General features: G+C 33.1%; 18 protein-coding genes. 9 read left to right on the top strand and 9 right to left on the bottom strand.

The features are described 5' to 3' along the window. Nucleotides 1–105 precede the first annotated feature (105 nt). Entirely contained in the window at nt 106–1,050 is a 945-nt protein-coding gene (locus ACQ0RB_RS13375; RefSeq protein ID WP_430499052.1) for an FKBP-type peptidyl-prolyl cis-trans isomerase, read from the top strand. Between the two features lie 52 nt (nt 1,051–1,102). Here the strand turns inward: ACQ0RB_RS13375 and ACQ0RB_RS13370 are convergent, their stop codons facing one another. The 3 genes from ACQ0RB_RS13370 to ACQ0RB_RS13360 are packed head-to-tail and all read right to left on the bottom strand — an operon-like array spanning nt 1,103 to nt 3,562. Beyond that, nucleotides 1,103–1,690 (bottom strand): porin family protein, encoded by a 588-nt coding sequence (locus tag ACQ0RB_RS13370; protein WP_129761781.1) that lies wholly within the window; start codon nt 1,688–1,690, stop codon nt 1,103–1,105. A gap of 54 nt (nt 1,691–1,744) precedes the next feature. Continuing rightward, entirely contained in the window at nt 1,745–2,698 is a 954-nt protein-coding gene (locus ACQ0RB_RS13365; RefSeq protein WP_430499050.1) for a transketolase family protein, read from the bottom strand. Between the two features lie 18 nt (nt 2,699–2,716). After that, a complete protein-coding gene (locus ACQ0RB_RS13360) occupies nt 2,717–3,562 on the bottom strand; it encodes a transketolase (protein ID WP_430499048.1) in 846 nt (281 codons plus the stop codon). Nucleotides 3,563–3,733: 171 nt separating this feature from the next. Between ACQ0RB_RS13360 and tgt the strand changes: the two genes are divergently transcribed. The 8 genes from tgt (at nt 3,734) to ACQ0RB_RS13320 (ending at nt 12,427) form a co-directional block, all read left to right on the top strand. Next, the gene (gene tgt / locus ACQ0RB_RS13355; protein WP_430499047.1) at nt 3,734–4,864 is read left to right on the top strand and encodes a tRNA guanosine(34) transglycosylase Tgt; all 1,131 of its coding nucleotides are present in this window, start codon (nt 3,734–3,736) and stop codon (nt 4,862–4,864) included. After that, a complete protein-coding gene (locus tag ACQ0RB_RS13350) occupies nt 4,864–5,943 on the top strand; it encodes an LptF/LptG family permease (protein WP_430499045.1) in 1,080 nt (359 codons plus the stop codon). Before tgt ends, ACQ0RB_RS13350 begins: the two co-directional genes overlap by 1 nt. Next, entirely contained in the window at nt 5,930–6,835 is a 906-nt protein-coding gene (locus ACQ0RB_RS13345; RefSeq protein ID WP_430499044.1) for a DMT family transporter, read from the top strand. Before ACQ0RB_RS13350 ends, ACQ0RB_RS13345 begins: the two co-directional genes overlap by 14 nt. 53 nt (nt 6,836–6,888) lie before the next feature. Then, a complete protein-coding gene (locus ACQ0RB_RS13340; RefSeq protein WP_129761787.1) occupies nt 6,889–7,842 on the top strand; it encodes an acetyl-CoA carboxylase carboxyltransferase subunit alpha in 954 nt (317 codons plus the stop codon). Between the two features lie 168 nt (nt 7,843–8,010). Beyond that, entirely contained in the window at nt 8,011–9,549 is a 1,539-nt protein-coding gene (gene dnaB / locus ACQ0RB_RS13335; protein WP_129761788.1) for a replicative DNA helicase, read from the top strand. A gap of 89 nt (nt 9,550–9,638) precedes the next feature. Beyond that, nucleotides 9,639–10,658: an AI-2E family transporter gene (locus ACQ0RB_RS13330; protein ID WP_430499042.1), complete on the top strand. Its 1,020-nt coding sequence runs from the start codon at nt 9,639–9,641 to the stop codon at nt 10,656–10,658. An 81-nt stretch (nt 10,659–10,739) separates the two neighbouring features. Continuing rightward, nucleotides 10,740–11,999 (top strand): asparagine synthetase B, encoded by a 1,260-nt coding sequence (locus ACQ0RB_RS13325; RefSeq protein WP_430499040.1) that lies wholly within the window; start codon nt 10,740–10,742, stop codon nt 11,997–11,999. A 5-nt stretch (nt 12,000–12,004) separates the two neighbouring features. Beyond that, nucleotides 12,005–12,427 (top strand): secondary thiamine-phosphate synthase enzyme YjbQ, encoded by a 423-nt coding sequence (locus tag ACQ0RB_RS13320; protein ID WP_430499038.1) that lies wholly within the window; start codon nt 12,005–12,007, stop codon nt 12,425–12,427. Here the strand turns inward: ACQ0RB_RS13320 and ACQ0RB_RS13315 are convergent. The 6 genes from ACQ0RB_RS13315 to thrS all read right to left on the bottom strand — a co-directional run bounded on the left by ACQ0RB_RS13315 (nt 12,401) and on the right by thrS (nt 19,939). After that, entirely contained in the window at nt 12,401–13,231 is an 831-nt protein-coding gene (locus ACQ0RB_RS13315) for an HAD family hydrolase (RefSeq protein ID WP_430499036.1), read from the bottom strand. The genes ACQ0RB_RS13320 and ACQ0RB_RS13315 overlap by 27 nt on opposite strands. Nucleotides 13,232–13,298: 67 nt before the next feature. Continuing rightward, entirely contained in the window at nt 13,299–16,559 is a 3,261-nt protein-coding gene (locus ACQ0RB_RS13310; RefSeq protein ID WP_430499034.1) for an amidohydrolase family protein, read from the bottom strand. Nucleotides 16,560–16,712: 153 nt separating this feature from the next. Continuing rightward, nucleotides 16,713–17,057, bottom strand: a complete 345-nt coding sequence (gene rplT, locus ACQ0RB_RS13305) for a 50S ribosomal protein L20 (RefSeq protein ID WP_129761793.1) — start codon at nt 17,055–17,057, stop codon at nt 16,713–16,715. Nucleotides 17,058–17,160: 103 nt separating this feature from the next. Then, on the bottom strand, nt 17,161–17,358 hold the full coding sequence (gene rpmI / locus ACQ0RB_RS13300) for a 50S ribosomal protein L35 (protein WP_129761794.1): 198 nt from the start codon (nt 17,356–17,358) through the stop codon (nt 17,161–17,163). A gap of 64 nt (nt 17,359–17,422) precedes the next feature. Next, nucleotides 17,423–17,971, bottom strand: coding sequence for a translation initiation factor IF-3 (gene infC / locus ACQ0RB_RS13295; protein ID WP_202865202.1), 549 nt, complete (start codon nt 17,969–17,971; stop codon nt 17,423–17,425). 30 nt (nt 17,972–18,001) lie between these two features. After that, the gene (gene thrS / locus ACQ0RB_RS13290) at nt 18,002–19,939 is read right to left on the bottom strand and encodes a threonine--tRNA ligase (RefSeq protein ID WP_430499032.1); all 1,938 of its coding nucleotides are present in this window, start codon (nt 19,937–19,939) and stop codon (nt 18,002–18,004) included. Nucleotides 19,940–20,496: the final 557 nt, after the last annotated feature.

Here is a 20,496-nt window from a genome sequence, read left to right as displayed (position 1 = left end):
GTACAAAAATATTATAATATTGTATCTTGCGCTAATAAAAATGAGCAATATAAATTCAGGCAAGAGGTCTTGTTTTTGAATTGATGAAAGAAAAATTTACTATTTATGAAAATTAAAAATTACTGTGCTTTACTTCTAGTTCTGGTTTTAGGTTTTACATCGTGTAAAAAAGATGATGATAATGGTTCTACATTTGTTGAACGAGATAGAACAGAACAACAAGTTGCCGATAGAGATTCCTTGCTAGGGTATTTTGAAACTCATTACTATAATTCTTCAATGTTTGAGACTCCTGGAGATTATTCAATTTCTGATATAGAAATTTCTGAATTACCTATGGACGAAAATGGAAATTATTTAGAAATGCCTGATCCAGAAAACAATACTATGCTAAGTGACCCTGGAGTAATTGAAGTACACACAACAACTTTTGCTGATGTAGAGTATGAATATTATATACTTAGGTTAAACCAAGGAGGAGGAGATGCTCCAAATTTTTGTGATGATGTAAGGGTAAACTATTCTGGTAATATGCAAGATGGAGATGTTTTTGATAGTACTGTAAACCCTACTCAATTAGATTTAGTTAACTTAATTCCTGGATGGAGAAGAGTAATGCCACAATTTAATACAGCAAGTTCGTTTGTTATAAATGGAGATGGAACTGTAACGTATTCAGACTACGGTTTGGGAGTTATGTTTTTACCTTCAGGATTAGCCTATTTTTCTTCACCACCATTTGGTGTGACTTCTTATTCTAATTTAATATTTAAGTTTGCGTTATACCAAACTGAAATTAATGACCATGATGAAGATGGAGTGCCAACATATTTAGAAGATTTAGATAACGATGAAGATATTTTTGATGAAGATACTGATGAAGATGATATTCCTAACTATTTAGATGTTGATGATGATGGTGATGGTGTCTTAACAATACATGAAGATATTAATAATGATGGAGACCCAACCAACGATGATACTGATGGAGATGGAATTCCAAATTATTTAGATGAAGATTCAACAGAATCCAATCAAGATGAAGACTAACAAAAAAAGCCGCTTTTAAAGCGGCTTTTTTTGTATCTATTTATTTCTTTTTTTATAGAATTAGCGATAAACTTAAGATAAGTTGATCAGGTCTGGTATCAATTCTACTTACAACACCTTCTCCTAAATTGTTTCCAATAAATGTAGCTTCGTTATCACTAAAACCTCTTTCGTATCTTAGGTCAATTCCAAACGATTGAAAGCTTAGTCCAATACCAAAGTTTAATCCAACTGAAAAGTCATCTTCAACTTCGCTAATGCTTATACCATCAAACTCAGTATCCAAGATATATTGTAATGATGGTCCACCAAAAACACTTACAGGTCCTAAAACTTTAACACCAAATAATAGAGGAGCGTCAATTTTCTGCATAGTGAAATCATCACTATCGTAATCACTTTTAGTACTAGTATACATCAGCTCAGGTCTGAAGTAAAACTTGTTTCCAATTTTACCAAAAACACCAATATGATAACCTATGTTTCGGTCTGGGTGTTGTGCATTATCACCAATAGATTCAAAATAATCTCCATTGGCATTATAGTTTAGTCCACCTTTAAGACCAAAGCTGTTTCCGTCTTGAGCAAAAGATAAATTAATTGCAAATAACAGAATTGTAGTAATAACTAATTTTTTCATAATATTCGTTTTTTAGATTTGGATTATAGTATCAAAAACGTTGCCAAACGAATATTATTTTCTTTTCATTACTTTTTCAACAGCATTTATAATAGCAGAACTGTTAAGTCCGTATTTGTCCATTAGTTGTGCTGGTGTACCAGATTCTCCAAAAGTATCTTGAGTAGCAATAAACTCTTGAGGCGTAGGTTCGTTTTCAGCTAAAACTCTAGCTACACTCTCTCCTAAACCACCTAAATAGTTGTGTTCTTCAGCAGTTACAATGCATTTAGTTTTTGCGACTGAGTCTAATATTGCTTTTTCATCAAGAGGTTTTATGGTATGAATATTAATAACTTCAGCCTTGATACCTTTTTCAAAAAGCGCTTTTGAAGCTTCTAATGCTTCCCAAACTAAATGCCCTGTAGCAACAATAGTTACATCGCTTCCTTCAGTAAGATGAATAGCTTTCCCTATTTCAAATTTTTGCTCTTCAGGCATAAACACAGGAACTGAAGGTCTACCAAAACGAAGGTAAACAGGTCCATCATGTTCTGCAATAGCTATAGTAGCAGCTTTGGTTTGGTTATAGTCACATGGATTTATAACTGTCATTCCTGGAAGCATTTTCATTAATCCAATGTCTTCTAGTATTTGATGTGTTGCTCCATCTTCGCCTAAAGTTAAACCTGCATGTGATGCGCATATTTTTACATTTTTACCAGAATAAGCTATAGATTGACGAATTTGATCGTAAACTCTTCCTGTTGAGAAATTAGCAAAAGTACCAGTAAATGGAATTTTTCCACCAATAGTTAACCCTGCTGCTATACCCATCATGTTAGCTTCAGCAATTCCTACTTGGAAAAAACGCTCAGGATTTTCCTTAATAAATTGATCCATTTTTAACGAACCAATTAAATCTGCACAAAGTGCAACAACGTTTGGATTTGTTCTACCTAACTCTGCAAGTCCTGCTCCAAAACCACTTCTAGTATCTTTTTTTTCTGTGTATGTATATGTTTTCATTGTCTTAGTTGTTGCTGCTTAATAATCTCCTAAAGTTTCTGGGTTTTGTGCTAGTCCAATAGCTAACTGCTCATCGTTTGGTGCTTTACCATGCCACGCATGAGTGTGCATCATAAAATCAACACCATTACCCATTACAGTTTTTAGTAAAACGCATACTGGTTTCCCTTGCCCAGTTTTAGATTTTGCTTCAGCCATACCTTTTAATATAGCTTCAATATTATTTCCTTCTTCAATTTCTAAAACAGTCCATCCAAAAGCTTCAAATTTTTCTTTGACATTTCCCATAGGTAAAACGTCATCTGTAGAACCGTCAATTTGCTGACCGTTTAAGTCAATAGTAGCAATAATATTGTCAACTTTGTTTCCTGATGCATACATTATAGCTTCCCAGTTTTGACCTTCTTGTAACTCGCCATCACCATGTAAACTGTATACTAAATGGTTGTCATTATTTAATTTTTTTGCTTGTGCAGCACCAAGAGCAACGCTCATTCCTTGTCCTAAAGAACCTGATGCAATACGAACACCTGGTAAACCTTCGTGAGTAGTTGGATGTCCTTGTAATCTAGAGTTGATTATTCTAAAAGTGTTTAGTTCATCTACAGGAAAGTAACCTGCTCTTGCTAATACGCTGTAATAAACAGGCGAAATATGACCGTTTGATAGGAAGAAAATATCTTCTCCAATACCATCCATATCAAAGGTGTCATTGGTTTCCATTATTTCATTATAAAGCGCTACAAAAAATTCTGTACAGCCCAAAGAACCACCTGGATGCCCTGAGTTTACTTTATGTACCATCCGTAAAATGTCTCTACGAACCTGTGTTACTAAATCTTCTAGTTGTTGTGTGTTTGACATGTTTTTAATCTAAGTTTTTTCTTGATGCAAAAGTAAAGTTTTATACAGATTAACAAAAAGACTTTATGAGCATTTATTAACCAAAATGATGCTTTTGCTAACAATTTTGAATTTATTAAGAAGCACATCACATTTAGTTATTTATCTTTGCCAACTCATTGAGTAAAGCATATGATATTTGAATTAAAGGGAAAAGATAGTCAAAGTAAGGCTAGAGCAGGAAAAATTACTACAGATCATGGTGTTATTGAAACACCTATTTTTATGCCAGTTGGTACTGTGGCTTCGGTAAAAGGAGTGCATCAACGAGAGCTTAAAAACGATATAAATCCTGATATTATATTAGGTAACACCTATCATCTTTATTTAAGACCTCAAACTGATATTTTAGAAAAGGCAGGCGGACTTCATAAGTTTATGAATTGGGATAGAAATATACTAACCGATTCTGGTGGTTACCAAGTGTACTCGCTTTCTGCAAATAGAAAAATTAAGGAAGAAGGTGTTAAGTTTAAATCACATATTGATGGTAGCTACCATACATTTACGCCTGAAAATGTTATGGAAATTCAGCGTAGTATTGGTGCTGATATTATAATGGCTTTTGATGAGTGTACACCTTATCCTTGCGATTATAATTACGCAAAACGCTCTATGCACATGACGCATCGTTGGTTAGACAGATGTATTGCGCATTTACAAAAAACACCATTTAAATATGGGTACTCACAAACGTTTTTTCCAATTGTTCAAGGAAGTACATACAAAGATTTACGTATTCAGTCTGCTGAATATATTGCTAACTCTGGAGCTTTAGGAAACGCTATTGGTGGACTTTCGGTAGGAGAACCTGCCGAAGAAATGTATGCTATGACTGATGTTGTATGCGGAATTTTGCTAGAAGACAAACCTCGTTATTTAATGGGAGTCGGTACGCCAATCAATATTTTAGAAAATATAGCGTTAGGTGTAGATATGTTTGACTGTGTAATGCCTACAAGAAATGCTAGAAATGGAATGTTATTTACAGCTCATGGTACAATAAACATCAAAAATAAAAAATGGGAAGACGATTTTTCTCCAATTGATGAAATGGGAATAACCTTTGTAGATACCGAATATAGTAAAGCCTATTTGCGTCATTTATTTACTGTAAATGAATTACTTGGTAAGCAAATAGCAACTATACATAATCTTGGTTTTTATTTATGGTTGGTTAGAGAAGCTAGAAAACATATATTAGCAGGAGATTTTAGAAGCTGGAAAGATAAAATGGTAAAACAAATGGATAAACGATTGTAATGTTAAAGATATTAGATTGGTACATATTAAAGCGTTACCTGTTTACATTTTTAATGATGTTGCTGTTGTTTATTCCTATTGGGATAACTGTAAATCTTGCTGAAAAGATTGGTAAAATTCTTGAAAAAGAAGTGCCTTTTCCTGCTGTAGCGAAGTACTATCTAGATTTTACAATCTATTTTGCTAACTTGTTATTTCCTTTGTTTTTATTCTTGTCAGTAATTTGGTTTACTTCTAAGTTAGCCAACAATACTGAGATTACTGCCATATTAAGCTCTGGAGTTTCTTTTTCAAGATTTTTAAAACCTTATATGATAGGGTCTACAATAGTAGCTGGTTTTGCATTATTACTTGGTTTGTATTTAGCACCTATGGCAAGTAAAGGTTTTAATCAGTTTAAGTATCAATATTTAAAAGGAAATAGAAAAGCATTTGAAACTCAAGATATTTATAGGCAGATAAACGATAACGACTTTATTTACGTAAGTCGATTTGACCCTAATGCAAAAAGAGGATTTAAATTTACTTTAGAGCATTTTGATGGTAATAAGTTGGAGTACAAAATTTCAGCCGATAATATTACATTTATAGAAAGAGATTCTACTTATAGATTAATTAACTACACAAAGCGAATTTTCAACGAAAACTCTGAGATTATCGAAACTACGAGACGTTTTGATACGCTCTTTACATTTGATCTCGAAGACCTTACACCTGTTGAGTATATTGCAGAAACTTTTCAATATGGAGAGCTTAACCGTTTCATTGAAAAAGAAAAAAAGAGAGGCTCATCAAACATTGGGAGATATGAAGTAGTAAAGTATAAAAAATGGAGTTTACCAGTTTCGGTATATATACTTACTATTATTGCTGTTGCTGTATCTTCAATTAAAAGAAGAGGAGGTATGGGAGTTAATCTTGCTTTTGGTATTACTATTGCAATGGTTTATGTGTTTTTCGATAAAGTGTTTGGTGTAATGGCAGAGCAATCAGATTTTCCTCCCTTGGTTGCAGTTTGGTTTCCAAATGTTATCTTTGGTATAATAGCCATATACCTTCTATATAATGCCAAACGTTAAGCTTAAAAATTATTTACACTTACATTTTTTAGTTTTCATTGCTGGATTTACTGCTATTTTAGGAGCGTTAATAACCATTGGCTCAACTGAGTTGGTATGGTACAGAATGGTAATTGCAGCAGTATTAATGTATGCTTACATAAAGCTAGCAAGAATTCCTTTAAACCTTCCACCAAAAACGATACTCGGTTTTTTTGGTGCAGGTATTATCATCGCTTTACATTGGATTACTTTTTTTGAATCCATTAATCAAGCTAATGTATCAATAGCACTCGCTATGTTTTCTACAGGAGCTTTTTTTGCTTCTTTTATAGAGCCTTTAATTTATAAGCGTAAAATAATTGGTTACGAAATATTCTTCGGAATTGTTGTTGTAGTTGGTGTATTTTTAATAACCCAGAGTGAAATTCAATACCTTTACGGAATAATTCTAGGCATACTTTCAGCACTTTTTTCTACAACCTTTGCAGTTATTAATGGCAAGTTCATTGAAAGGCACAACGCTTCGGTTATTTCATTTTATGAATTTATAAGCGGTATTGTTTTACTGTCGCTATTTATTATTCGTTCAGACAATGCGTTTAACACACAGTTTTTCACGCTATCAAATTCTGATTGGATATACCTCATAATTTTAGGATCAGTTTGTACAGCCTATGCATTTATTGGTTCAGTAGAAGTAATGAAACATATAAGTCCTTATACAGTAATACTTTCGTACAATTTAGAACCAATTTATGGTATTACACTAGCAATCATTTTATTTCCTGAAACCGAGATTATGAGCCAACAATTCTATTATGGTGCAGCGCTTATTTTTATTACTGTTTTATGGGATGCTTTACTTAAAAATAGAAAAATAGTTAAAAAGAAAAGCAGCTTAACAAGCTAAGACGATTAAAGTTTTTATATTTGTATGCTAACTAAAATTAAACGTAACTTTCAATGGAATATTTAGAATTTGAACTTCCAATTAAAGAGCTTGAAGATCAGTTGCAAAAATGCCAGATAATAGGAGAAGAGAGTGATGTAGATGTTACTGAGACTTGTAAGAAAATTGAAAAAAAGCTAAAAGAGACCAAAAAAGATATATACAAAAATCTTACTGCATGGCAACGTGTACAGTTATCTCGTCATCCAAACAGACCTTATACTCTAGACCATATTAAAGCACTTTGTGGTGATTCATTTCTTGAACTTCATGGAGATAGAAATGTAAAAGACGACAAAGCAATGATTGGTGGATTGGGTAAAATTGGAGACCAAACCTATATGTTTATTGGTCAACAAAAAGGTTATAATACCAAAACTAGACAATACAGAAACTTTGGTATGGCAAATCCAGAAGGCTACAGAAAAGCATTGCGTTTAATGAAGTCTGCCGAAAAATTTGGTATTCCTGTTGTAACCTTAGTAGATACTCCAGGAGCATATCCAGGATTAGAAGCTGAAGAACGCGGACAAGGAGAAGCTATTGCAAGAAACATTTTAGAAATGGCACGTCTTAAAGTGCCAATTATTACCATAATAATAGGAGAAGGAGCATCTGGTGGTGCTTTAGGAATTGGTGTTGGAGATAAAGTATTGATGTTAGAGAACACATGGTATTCTGTAATTTCACCTGAATCTTGCTCATCTATCTTATGGCGTAGCTGGGAATACAAGGAGCAAGCTGCCGAAGCTTTAAAACTTACTGCACCAGATATGAAAAAGCTTAAGCTTGTAGACCAAATCATAAAAGAACCTCTTGGTGGAGCACATACTGATAGAGAAACCACTTTTAAATCGGTTAGTGATGCTATCGTAAAAAATTACGAAGAATTAAAAAACTTATCACCAAAAGAGTTAGTAGACCAACGCATGGAAAAATATATGCAAATGGGAGTTTACAAAGGCTAATCCTAATAAAATATAGTATTCAAAAAAACTGAAGTGCTGAACTTCGGTTTTTTTTGTCGCTATTAACAATATATATAAGTTATTAACAGTTAAATTGTTGAAGAACTGTTAAGATTGAAAGTATTAAAATTCTGTTCTTTCTTAACATTTTAGTTACATTCGCATCTTATGAAACAACCAGACCCAATAAAAGGTTATAAAGTAGATAAAAGCACTATCATTAGTTTAGAGAAAGGAAAAATACCTCCTCAAGCTATTGATTTAGAAGAGGTTGTGCTTGGGGCAATGATGATTGATAAAAAAGGGGTTGATGAGGTAATTGATATCTTAAGTCCTGAAGCCTTTTATAAAGATGCTCATAAATACATCTTTGAAGCTATTTTCAAATTATTTGAAAATAGTGAACCTGTTGACTTATTAACCGTTTCTAGTCAACTTAAAAAGGATGCGAAGCTAGATTTGGTTGGAGGTGATTTTTACCTCATTTCATTAACACAAAGAGTGTCATCTTCGGCACATATTGAGTTTCATGCACGTATTATTCTTCAAAAATATATTCAAAGAAGTTTAATTAAAATTTCAAGTGAAATTATTGAAGAAGCTTACGATGAAACCAAAGACGTTTTCGATCTTTTGGACAATGCCGAATCAAAACTTTATGAAGTTACTCAAGGTAACGTTAAAAAATCTACCGAAACAGCTCAAAGCTTAGTAATACAAGCAAAGAAAAAGATTGAAGAGATTTCTAACAAAAAAGGGTTAAGTGGTATTCCTACAGGATTTGATAAGCTAGATAAGTTAACGTCTGGTTGGCAACCAAGTGATTTAATCATTGTTGCTGCACGTCCTGGTATGGGTAAAACAGCTTTAACGCTTACCATGGCTAGAAATATTGCTGTTGATTTTAACCAACCTGTAGCTTTTTTCTCTTTAGAGATGTCATCGGTACAGTTGATTACGCGTTTGATTTCTAGTGAAACAGGACTGTCTTCAGAAAAATTAAGAACAGGAAAGCTAGAAAAACACGAGTGGGAGCAACTTAATGTTAAAGTAAAAACATTAGAAAAAGCACCTTTGTATATTGATGATACACCATCACTTTCTATATTCGATTTAAGAGCAAAAGCACGTCGTTTGGCATCACAATATGGTATCAAAATGATTATGATTGACTACCTTCAGTTAATGACAGCAGGAGGAAGTCAAAAAGGAGGAAACAGAGAACAGGAAATTTCAACAATTTCTAGAAACTTAAAAGCATTGGCAAAAGAACTTAATGTTCCTGTTATTGCACTTTCTCAGTTATCACGTGCTGTTGAAACTCGTGGTGGTAGTAAGCGTCCTTTACTATCTGATTTACGTGAATCTGGAGCTATTGAGCAGGATGCCGATATTGTATCGTTTATTTACCGTCCTGAATACTACAAAATTGACGAATGGGACGATGAAGACCGTTCGCCAACCGAAGGACAAGGTGAGTTTATTGTTGCAAAGCACAGAAATGGTGGTTTAGAAAACATCAGATTGAAGTTCATTGGACATCTTGGTAAGTTTGATAATCTTGATGATTTTGATACGCCTTTTGGTAATGAATTCCATAGTAAAATGAATGCTGCCAACGATAACACTTTTAAGCCAGACAACTTTCCGTCAGCTTCTGATGCATTTGGTGCTCCAGAAGACGATGATAACGATGTTCCGTTTTAATATTTAACATTTTCTAACGTATTTTATTACCCTTTATAACAACATTTTAAGCTAAATTTGTTGTTCGGTTGAAAAAGAAAAAACGCTCCATGCTAGATCAAAGACGTACTACAAATTTATTATTGCTTATTATAGTAATCCCTTTGGTATTTTACCTTTTAAAGATTTTATCATTCATCTTTATTCCCTTAATCTTTTCAATGTTTATAGCATTATTGTTTTTACCATTAATGCGTTGGTTGGGTAAACGTAAGGTGCCAAAATGGATAAGTATTGTTCTTGTTATTCTTTTAATTTTTATAGGCTTAAAAGTAGGAGCAGAACTCATAAAGTTATCAAGTAAACAAATCATGGCTTCTAATACTGAGTTTTTTGATAAAGCAGAAGTTAAACTTGCTGATGCAAAACTATATTTAGAAGAAACTTTTGGTATTGTTTTTCAGAATGATAAAAACATGATTTCTGGTTTTTTTGAAAAGGATAATATTGGTACAACTTTCGATTTTTTAAGGAAGTTTTTAACCATGATCTTAATGACAGCCTTTTTTGTTGTGCTATGGTTGGCAGAATCTATTAACGTTCATAATGTTTTAAATAATACTATTTTAAAACAAAAGCATGCCTCTGTAAAAGCATTTATGAAAATTGAAAAAGACCTTATAACATTTATAAAGGTAAAGTTTTTTGTAAGCTTACTCACAGGCATTGGTACAGGATTGGCGTGTTTGTTTTTTGATGTGAGTTTTCCAATTTTTTGGGGATTATTTGCGTTTGTAATCAACTTTGTACAAATGGTAGGCTCATTTATTTCGGTAATACTACTATCAATTTTTGCTTTTGTAGAGTTAGACCCAACAAGTACATTATTCTTCTTTATTGTATCCATTACTGGAGTTCAAGTGCTTTTTGGAGCTATTTTAGAGCCTATTTTTATGGGGAAATCCTTCTCAATAAACATTATTACTGTTTTAGTAATGCTTATGCTTTGGGGTTATATTTGGGGAATTCCAGGTCTTATTATGGCTATTCCAATTACGGTTTTCATAAAAATTATATTGGAACAATTTCCTAATACCAAGAAAATAGCAAACATATTATCTGGTAGTTAGTTGAGCTTGTTCTTATATTGTTTTAGCTAATATTTCCTTAAACCCTTTTATCGCGGAATATTTTTTGAGTATATTTCGTCTATGAAGAAGATACTTGCCTTATTATTTTTCCTTTGTGTTACTACAGGAGCTTTTGCGTCTTATGTTTTAATTCCTATGGATGCTGAAGGACAGAAAAACCACCTAAAAGCGTATGGAGTTACCTATTGGACTTTAGAAAAACAACTAAAGGTAAAATGGTTATTGAATTATAGAGGAGGATCGTTTTTGGTTCCTGATACTGAAGAAATTCAGAGAGAATGTCAAATACGTGGTGTAAGTTTTGAAGTGATTTCTAATTCTAAAGCAGAAGAAATACTGGAACTTATTAGTAGTCCTTCACAAAATATGGAAGCTGTAGTGTTGGAAAAAGCACCAAAAATAGCTGTCTACACACCTTATGGTTTACAACCTTGGGATGATGCTGTAACCATGGTACTTACTTATGCCGAAATTCCTTACGATACCATTTATGATGAAGAAGTGCTCAATGATGCCTTATTGTTATACGATTGGTTGCATTTACATCATGAAGATTTTACAGGACAATATGGTAAGTTTTACAGAAGATTTAAGTCTGCAGCTTGGTATATTGAAGAAAAGAAAGAAGCAGAAGCATTGGCAGCAAGATTAGGTTACTCTAAAGTATCTCAGGAAAAATTAGCTGTTGCAAAAAAAATTAAAGACTACGTAGTAGGAGGTGGATTTATGTTTGCAATGTGTAGTGCAACCGATAGTTTTGATATTGCTTTAAGCGCAGAAGGTGTAGATATTTGTGAGCCCATGTTTGATGGAGATGGTAGTGATCCTGGTTATCAAAATAAAATAGATTACAGTAAAACCTTTGCATTTAAAGATTATTTATTGGAAAGAAATCCTAATGTGTATGAGTTTTCTTCAATTGATATGACTCAAAAAAGACGTATTCCTAAAACTACAGATTACTTTACGCTTATGGAATTTTCGGCTAAGTGGGATCCTGTTCCTACAATGCTTTGTCAAAATCATACTGCATTGGTAAAAGGTTTTATGGGACAGACTACTGCATTTACTAGAGATGAAATAAAAAGTAATGTGCTTATTATGGGTGAAAACAAAACCAATGGAGAAGCTAAATATATTCATGGTATTAAAGGAAAAGGCTTTTTTACATTTTATGGTGGACACGACCCAGAAGATTATACGCATAGAGTAGGAGACCCAAAAACCGAATTGGATTTGCATCCAACATCACCAGGTTATAGATTAATACTTAATAATGTATTGTTTCCTGCAGCTAAAAAGAAAAAACAGAAGACCTAATAGTTATGAAAACGTTTCAAAAGGAAATTGTACTCACTGCAAAAGAGAGAGGTTTTCATTTAATTACTTCTGAAATCATAAAGGATTTCTCCGAAATTGCTACAATCAATATAGGATTACTACATGTGTTTATTAAACATACATCAGCTAGTTTAACCATTAATGAAAATGCTGATGCTACTGTTAGGGCTGACTTTGAAAGTCATATAAATGTTATGGTTCCAGAAAATCAACCTTATTACAAACACAATTATGAAGGTTCTGATGATATGCCAGCGCATATTAAGGCTTCGTTAATGGGAAGTTCTGTCCAAATTCCTATTACAAATGGGAATTTAAATCTTGGAACGTGGCAAGGAATTTACTTATGCGAACATCGAAATTTTGCTAACGGAAGACGTTTAGTGCTTACTGCTTTTGGCAACTAATTCTTTGTCGTTTATCAACTGTTTTAAAATAAATTCAACACCACCTTCATCATTGCTTTTGGTTTCAAACTTAGCTACTTTTTTTACGTTTGGATGCGCATTTTTCATTGCAAAGCTATAATCTGCTAATTGTAGCATTTCCAAATCATTATTGTAGTCGCCAAACACCATAGTTTCTGCTTTGGTAATACCTAAAGCGGTTTGTATTTGCTGTAAAGCATAACCTTTGTTTGTATTGATGTGAGATAAATCTAACCAGTTGTTACCAGAAATTTTTACCTGTAAATCATTTTCATAGTTTTTTACATGTGGATACACAAACTCTTCAGACCCACCAAAACTGTAAACAGCAATTTTTAAAAAATTGTCGTCCAGCACTTCAGTAAGGTCTTCAACTAATTTAAACTGCGTATAATATTCGCTAAACATGAAAATAAAATCATCATCTTTAGACTCAACATACGCATAGTTTTCACCACAAAGTACAATATGAGCATCATCAATAGTTCTCAATAAAACAATAAGTTGATGAATAACCTCAATTGGAAAGTAGTTAGATAGAAGCTGAGTTTTACCTTGTTTAGCAATACCACCATTTTCAGCAATTACAGTAATTTCATCTTTAATGTCATGAAGCTTATCAATTATACTATGGTATTGTCTTCCGCTAGCAGCTATAAAATGAATGTTATGGTGTTTTAGTTCCTTAAAAATAGAGTAGAAACTATCACTAACTTCTCCTTTAGAATTAAGAAGTGTACCATCCATATCAGTGACTACAAGTTTAACTTGAGATAGATTCATATCGCATTTTTTTCAAAAATACTAATAGGCTTTAAACTCTGTTTAAAATTAAGGTTAACTAATTGTTTTAGTGCGAAGAACCTATATGACAACCACAAGATTCTTTAGTAAAACTTTGGCTAGCTTCATGCCAAGGAAATGCTTGGTTATACTTATTGTTTTCCCAGTAAAATTGAGTTCTTTCTTTTGGTGAGTTACCAATTTCATTCATAGTTTCAGTATCGTATAAACGACCATTAACCATAGTATATATAATACTTTCAGAGTTTTTAATGTCTTCTAAAGGGTTTTTTTCCATTACAATTAAATCAGCAAGTTTTCCAACTTTTAATGAGCCAATATCGTTACCAGCACCAATATAATTTGCGCCATTAATTGTTGCAGCTTTTAAGGCTTCGTGATTTGTCATACCACCTTGTTGAAGCATCCATAATTCCCAATGAGCACCAAGACCTTGTAGCTGACCATGTGCACCAAGATTTACTTTAACTCCTGCATCACTTAGTGCTTTGCAAGTTTTAGAAACTAAAATATGACCGTTTTCATATTCGCTATGAGGAACCATAGTACGATGTCTAGACCTAGAATCTATAATACCTCTAGGTGTATATTTTAAGAGTTTTTCATTTTCCCAAACATTTGTGTTTTGGTACCAAAAGTATTCACCACTCATTCCGCCATAATTAACAATAAGAGTAGGCGTGTAACCTACATTACTACTTCCCCAAAGTTTTAAAACGTCTTTATAAACAGGAGCAACAGGAATATTATGTTCAACACCAGTGTGACCATCCATAACCATTGTCATGTTATGATAAAAGTTTGAACCACCTTCAGGAACCACAAAAATACCTTCTTCTCTAGCTGCTTGTAATACTTGTTGACGTTGGTCTCTTCTTGGTTGATTATAACTCTTAACCGATAAAGCACCAAAAGCTTTAGTACGTCTTACTGACGAACGTGCATCTTCAAGATTATTAATTACAGCTTTAAAATCACCATCAGCTCCATATAGAATAAAACCTGTAGAGTAGAGGCGAGGACCAACTAAAGTTCCATTTTTTTGTAACTCTGATAAAGCAAAAACTGTTTCAGAATTTGCAGAAGGATCATGAGCTGTTGTAACTCCAAATGCTAGATTTGCATAAAATTGCCAGTGCTTTTGAGTTGTAAGTCCGTAACGGAAACCGCCAATATGCGCATGAGCATCAACCATTCCAGGCATTATAGTTTTTCCTGTAACATCATATACTTTTGCGTTAGAAGGAATGGTAACAGCATCGCTTTTACCAATAGCTACTATTTTATTTTCAGTAATAACAATAGTACCGTTTTCAATAACTTCATCACCTTCCATTGTGATTATTCGAGCACCTTTAAAAGCAATAGTTCCATTAGGTTTATCGGTTTTTACTTCGATATTAATTTTAGTTCCGTTCTCAACAAGTTCAACATCTTCTGAAACTTCAGTTGAATAATACATATTACCAAGTGTCCAATGCAATTGCTTACTATCAGAGGACCAATGAAGGTTTATACCAGCATCTTTTGAAAGTTGTGTTACAGGAACAAATTTTGTTTTATCAGTCATATCAAGTGTATGACCAGATTGCGGCATTGGAGCAATATATACTTTATGAAGATGCACAAATGCTATCCATTTGCTATCAGGACTTGGTACTAATCTATTACCATGTTTTGATTTTACAAGAATTTTCTCGTCAAAACCATCAAGATTAACACTCTTAAGTTCTTTGGTTAAGTCACCAAAATATTGTCCTCCTTTTTGGTAAATAATTCGTGAATCATCAGCATTAAAACTAGGAAAATCGCCTTCTTTTGTTACAAATTTTATATTTGAACCATTAGAGTTCATTACATAAAGACCAGGATTTTTATCAAAAGTTCTTCCTTGTTCATTATTTCCACCTTCTTTTCGGTAAACAATATTTTGTCCATTATGTGAATAAGAAGGATTTCTGTAAATTCCTTTTTCATTTATAAGCTTTGTAGGAGTTCCTCCCGAAGCGGACACTTTATATATTGAACCAAGGTTTTCATCATTCCATGTTACATAAACGATGTCTTTTCCGTTAGGAGAAAAGTTAGGTTCAAACTCAAAATCAGTTCCTTTAGTTAAACGTTTTGGAGTTCCGTTAGGTAATTTTTGAGACCATAAATAACCTAATGCGTTAAACACTAAATGTTTTCCATCAGGAGATGTTACGGCATGTCGTATTACTTTGGCTTCAAAAGTATCAGGAGACGCAGGAGTATCAAACTCAACAGCTTTAGCGATTTTTAGTGTAGCATCAACCTGAAAAGGAATATTAGTAACTTCCAAGGAATTGATATTTATTCGGTTTATTTTTCCACCAGACCAAAACACAATGTCTTGGTTGTTTGGCATCCAGTTAAAATTTGGGTATACACCAAAAATAGCCCAAGCTTCTTGTTGGTCTTTGTTTAGCTTGTCATAAAGAGGCCATTCTTCATTGGTTTCTAAATCATGTATAAATAGTACCGATTTTTCACGTACACGTTTTATAAAAGCGAGTTTTTTTCCATCTCTTGATACTTGTGGACGCGCTGCACCACCAGGACCTCCTGTAATTCTATCAATTTCGCCTGTTTTCATATTATATCTGTTTATGACATAAATTTGGCTATTGGGGTCTTTGTTGTATTGAAAAAAACCTCCAGGATATACGTCTTCACTATAATATAAATACTTGCCATCGCTTGAAATGCTAGGTTCATTTACATCTTGTTGGTCATTTTTTCTCGTTGTTAATTGTAAACCTTTACCACCAGTTTTATGATACATCCATAACTCACCAGCACCTGCAGATCGTGTAGAAGTAAAGTGTTTTCTGGCAATAAGATAATTGCTATCAGGTGTCCAAATTGCATTATTAAGAAGTCTGAAATTTTCATTAGTGACTTGTTTAGCATTATTGCCATCCAAATCCATAACCCAAATATTGTCACCGCCACCAGCATCGCTAGTAAATGAAATTGATTTTCCATCAGGACTAAATCTAGGCTGTATCTCAAAAGCTAAACCTTCTCTTAAAACTGTTGCTTTTCCACCATTGATATCTATTTTATAGATGTCGCCTAACATATCAAAAACAATAAGTTTTCCATCAGGACTAACATCAATATTCATCCATGTACCTTCGTTGGTAGATAGTTTTATGTCTTTAAAATCCCAATTTCCTTGGGGATTTGAAACATTCCAAACACTGTCTTTTTTTGTTTCTTGACCAAAAACGCTAAGTGTTATTAATAAAATGAGGGAGGAGATTAGATTAATTTTATTCATCTTGATTGTAAATTATAATAAAGGTGTAAGATAAGGTTTATTATCGATTTTCACTTGAGTGATAAAAGTATAACTATGTTAAAAACAAAAAATCCGATTCATAATGAATCGGATTTTTATAAGCGAATTGTTGTTATTATTTAGGCGAACGCCTTATTTTACTTTGTTTACTATTGCTTCAAAAGCTTCTGGATTGTTCATAGCTAAATCTGCAAGAACTTTACGGTTCAATTCGATATTGTTAGCTTTTAATTTACCCATAAACTTTGAATATGACATTCCGTGTTGTCTAGCTCCAGCGTTAATACGTTGAATCCATAACGCACGAAACGTTCTTTTTTTGTTTCTACGGTCTCTGTACGAGTATTGCATCGCTTTGTCAACCGCGTTTTTAGCTACTGTCCAAACGTTTTTACGTCTTCCAAAGTAACCTTTTGCTTGCTTAAGAACCTTTTTTCTTCTGGCTCTTTTAGCTACTGAATTTACTGATCTTGGCATTTCTTAAATTTGTTTTTTGTAGTAGGCGACCTTAATTGGTACTTGCTAAATTGTTTTGCCTAACTCCAGGGTTTATAAATTATTTTAACCGATTAAAACGTTATTACTTTAAACGTAACATTGTTTTAATGTTGTCTTCGTCTGACTTATGTACTAATGTATCATGAGTCAAAGCAAGCTTACGCTTTTTAGATTTTTTAGTCAAGATGTGACTTTTAAAAGCGTGCTTTCTTTTGATCTTACCAGTGCCAGTTAGTTTAAAACGTTTCTTAGCACTTGATTTAGTTTTCATTTTAGGCATTTTCTCCTAGTTTTAATTTACGTTTCGCTTATTATTTTTAGCTGAGAGTTTCTCAGCACTTATTTTATTTTTTTGGAGCAATAAACATGGTCATTCTTTTACCTTCTAATTTTGGCATTTGCTCTACTTTTCCAAATTCTTCGAGGTCTTGAGCTAACCTAAGTAGTAAAATATGTCCTTGCTCTTTAAATACGATAGAACGTCCTTTGAAAAACACAAAAGCTTTCAATTTTGCTCCATCTTTTAAAAACTTTTCGGCATGCTTCTTTTTGAAGTTATAATCATGGTCATCAGTTTGAGGGCCAAAACGAATTTCTTTAACTACAACTTTAGAAGCTTTTGCTTTTAAGGCTTTATCTCGTTTCTTTTGTTCATAAAGAAACTTCTTATAATCCATAACCTTACATACTGGAGGATCAGCTTTTGGAGAAATCTCAACAAGATCCAAACCTTGCTCATCAGCAATGGCAAGAGCTTGCTTAGTTGTATAAATTCCTACTTCAACATTATCACCGACTACTCGTACTTTTTCGGCTCTAATTTTTGAATTAATTCTGTGTTGATCTTCTTTTTCAACTCTTCTAGAGTTGTTTCTGTTTCTACGTATTGCTATGGCTATATAATTTTGATTAAACTTAATTTTTTAAAACTGTTTCAAAGATTTTTTTATCTCTTGGTCAACAATATTCGAAAATTCTTGTACAGTAATCATGCCAAGATCTTCTCCACCATGTTGACGCACAGAAACTTTGTTTTCTGATTCTTCATTCTCACCGACAATAATCATGAATGGGATTTTTTTCATTTCGGCTTCCCGAATTTTTTTACCCATAGTCTCATTCCTATTGTCAATTAGGGCGCGAATTTCGTTATTTTCTAACAAATTTAAAACTTTTTTGGCGTATTTTTCATATTTCTCACTAATTGATAAGACAATTACTTGTTCTGGCATTAACCAAAGTGGGAAATTTCCTCCTGTATGTTCTAGCAAAATAGCTATAAATCTTTCCATGCTGCCAAAAGGTGCACGATGTATCATAACAGGTCTGTGAAGTTCATTATCACTTCCTCTATATGTTAAATCAAAACGCTCAGGTAAATTATAATCTACTTGTATAGTTCCTAATTGCCATTGTCTGCCCAATGCATCTTTAACCATAAAGTCAAGTTTAGGACCATAAAAGGCAGCTTCACCAGTTTCAATTACATAATTTAGACCTTTGTCACTTGCTGCGTTAATAATTGCTTGTTCAGCTTTTTCCCAGTTAGCTACATCACCAATGTATTTGTCGGGATTTTCAGGATCCCTTACAGATACTTGAGCGGTAAAGTTATCAAAACCTAATGAGCCAAAAACATAAAGCACTAAGTCGATAACGTCTTTAAACTCTTTGTCTAATTGCTCTGGAGTACAAAATAGGTGAGCATCATCTTGAGTAAAACCTCTTACACGAGTTAATCCATGTAACTCACCACTTTGTTCATATCTATATACAGTACCAAATTCAGCATAACGTTTTGGTAAATCTTTATAAGACCATTGAGAGTTATTGTAAATTTCGCAATGGTGAGGACAGTTCATAGGTTTTAGTAAAAATTCTTCACCTTCTTTTGGCGTATGAATTGGTTGAAAACTATCTTCTCCGTATTTAGCATAGTGACCAGAAGTAACGTATAGCTCCTTTTGGCCAATGTGAGGTGTTACAACCATTTCGTATCCTGCTTTTTTCTGAGCAACTTTTAAGAAGTTTTCTAAGCGCTCACGTAAAGCAGCTCCTTTAGGTAACCAAAGTGGAAGACCTTGACCTACCTTTTGTGAGAAAGTAAACAATTCAAGTTCTTTACCGAGTTTTCTATGGTCACGTTTTTTAGCTTCTTCTAGTAGTTGCAAATATTCAGTTAACTCTTTTTGCTTCGGAAATGAAATACCATAAACACGTGTTAACTGTTTATTGTTTTCATCACCTTTCCAATAGGCTCCAGCTACACTCAATATTTTAACAGCTTTAACAATTCCAGTGTTTGGTATATGCCCTCCTCGGCATAAGTCAGTAAATGAGTCATGATCACAAAATGTGATAGTACCATCTTCAAGATTTTCTATCAAATCAACTTTATAGTCATTTTTACCTTTATAATAAGATAATGCTTCGTCTTTTGATACTGAACGCATTTTAAAATCATGCTTACCTCTTGCAATCTCCAGCATCTTGTCCTCTATACGCTTAAAGTCTTTGTCAGAAATCACATCATCTCCTAAATCTATATCATAATAAAAACCATTATCAATAGCAGGACCAACCCATAACTTTACACTAGGATACAACTCTTCAATTGCTTGTGCTAATATATGAGCCGAAGAATGCCAGAAAGCTTTTTTACCTTCATCGTCATTCCAAGTGTATAAAACCAATGATCCATCAGTCGTTATAGGAGTTGTTGTTTCTACCGTAGTATCATTAAACTTTGCAGAAATAACATTTCTAGCTAACCCTTCACTAATACTTTTAGCGACTTCTATTGGAGTAGTAGCTCCCTCAAACGATTTTATACTGCCATCAGGCAATGTGATGTTTACCATTATATTATATATATGAAAATAAGAATGCAAAGATAATAGGTTAATTACATTCATACAATAATATATAATGTATAAATTTTTACATCTTTATTTATTAAGGATAGATATGTATGATTAGCGTTTAAAGGCAGGCTAATCTATAGTACGTATATGTAGTGTGAACTTTATATACATATAGTTAATAGTGATTAATAGTGTAGAGTTATTTTGTGTGTTTTAAGTTTATGTATATATGTGTTTAAAGTGTGTATTTTAGTTTAATGTAGTTTTTCAGGAAGTATAAATGATAATAATATTATATGTAAAGTATTGGTTTATAGGTTGGGCGAAATTTTTCGAGAAAAACATTAAAAAAAAGTAAAAAAAAGTTTGCGATAAAGAAAAAATAGGTTGTATATTTGCAGCCGCTAAAAACGGGAACGTTGAGGCTAAAAGTTCACAAGAAATACTGATTAAGAAAAGGGTTTTGAATTGTTTCGAAAAAATTTTCAAAAAAAAATCAAAAAAGATTGTGGGATAAAAAAAAGGGTTTTATATTTGCACCCGCTTAACCGATA

The sequence above is a fragment of the Gaetbulibacter sp. PBL-D1 genome, assembly GCF_050509525.1.
In the GTDB taxonomy this organism is placed as follows: domain Bacteria; phylum Bacteroidota; class Bacteroidia; order Flavobacteriales; family Flavobacteriaceae; genus Gaetbulibacter_B; species Gaetbulibacter_B jejuensis.
This window is presented reverse-complemented; position numbering and strand designations above follow the sequence as displayed.

Excerpts from the sequence above, each read along its gene's own strand:
- ACQ0RB_RS13345 (WP_430499044.1), top strand. The coding sequence starts at position 5,930 with ATGCCAAACGTTAAGCTTAAAAATTATTTACACTTACATTTTTTAGTT.
- ACQ0RB_RS13365 (WP_430499050.1), bottom strand. The coding sequence starts at position 2,698 with ATGAAAACATATACATACACAGAAAAAAAAGATACTAGAAGTGGTTTT.
- ACQ0RB_RS13330 (WP_430499042.1), top strand. The coding sequence starts at position 9,639 with ATGCTAGATCAAAGACGTACTACAAATTTATTATTGCTTATTATAGTA.
- ACQ0RB_RS13325 (WP_430499040.1), top strand. The coding sequence starts at position 10,740 with ATGAAGAAGATACTTGCCTTATTATTTTTCCTTTGTGTTACTACAGGA.
- ACQ0RB_RS13310 (WP_430499034.1), bottom strand. The coding sequence starts at position 16,559 with ATGAATAAAATTAATCTAATCTCCTCCCTCATTTTATTAATAACACTT.
- ACQ0RB_RS13360 (WP_430499048.1), bottom strand. The coding sequence starts at position 3,562 with ATGTCAAACACACAACAACTAGAAGATTTAGTAACACAGGTTCGTAGA.
- dnaB (WP_129761788.1), top strand. The coding sequence starts at position 8,011 with ATGAAACAACCAGACCCAATAAAAGGTTATAAAGTAGATAAAAGCACT.
- ACQ0RB_RS13375 (WP_430499052.1), top strand. The coding sequence starts at position 106 with ATGAAAATTAAAAATTACTGTGCTTTACTTCTAGTTCTGGTTTTAGGT.
- tgt (WP_430499047.1), top strand. The coding sequence starts at position 3,734 with ATGATATTTGAATTAAAGGGAAAAGATAGTCAAAGTAAGGCTAGAGCA.
- rplT (WP_129761793.1), bottom strand. The coding sequence starts at position 17,057 with ATGCCAAGATCAGTAAATTCAGTAGCTAAAAGAGCCAGAAGAAAAAAG.
- rpmI (WP_129761794.1), bottom strand. The coding sequence starts at position 17,358 with ATGCCTAAAATGAAAACTAAATCAAGTGCTAAGAAACGTTTTAAACTA.
- ACQ0RB_RS13320 (WP_430499038.1), top strand. The coding sequence starts at position 12,005 with ATGAAAACGTTTCAAAAGGAAATTGTACTCACTGCAAAAGAGAGAGGT.
- ACQ0RB_RS13340 (WP_129761787.1), top strand. The coding sequence starts at position 6,889 with ATGGAATATTTAGAATTTGAACTTCCAATTAAAGAGCTTGAAGATCAG.
- ACQ0RB_RS13350 (WP_430499045.1), top strand. The coding sequence starts at position 4,864 with ATGTTAAAGATATTAGATTGGTACATATTAAAGCGTTACCTGTTTACA.
- ACQ0RB_RS13370 (WP_129761781.1), bottom strand. The coding sequence starts at position 1,690 with ATGAAAAAATTAGTTATTACTACAATTCTGTTATTTGCAATTAATTTA.
- ACQ0RB_RS13315 (WP_430499036.1), bottom strand. The coding sequence starts at position 13,231 with ATGAATCTATCTCAAGTTAAACTTGTAGTCACTGATATGGATGGTACA.
- thrS (WP_430499032.1), bottom strand. The coding sequence starts at position 19,939 with ATGGTAAACATCACATTGCCTGATGGCAGTATAAAATCGTTTGAGGGA.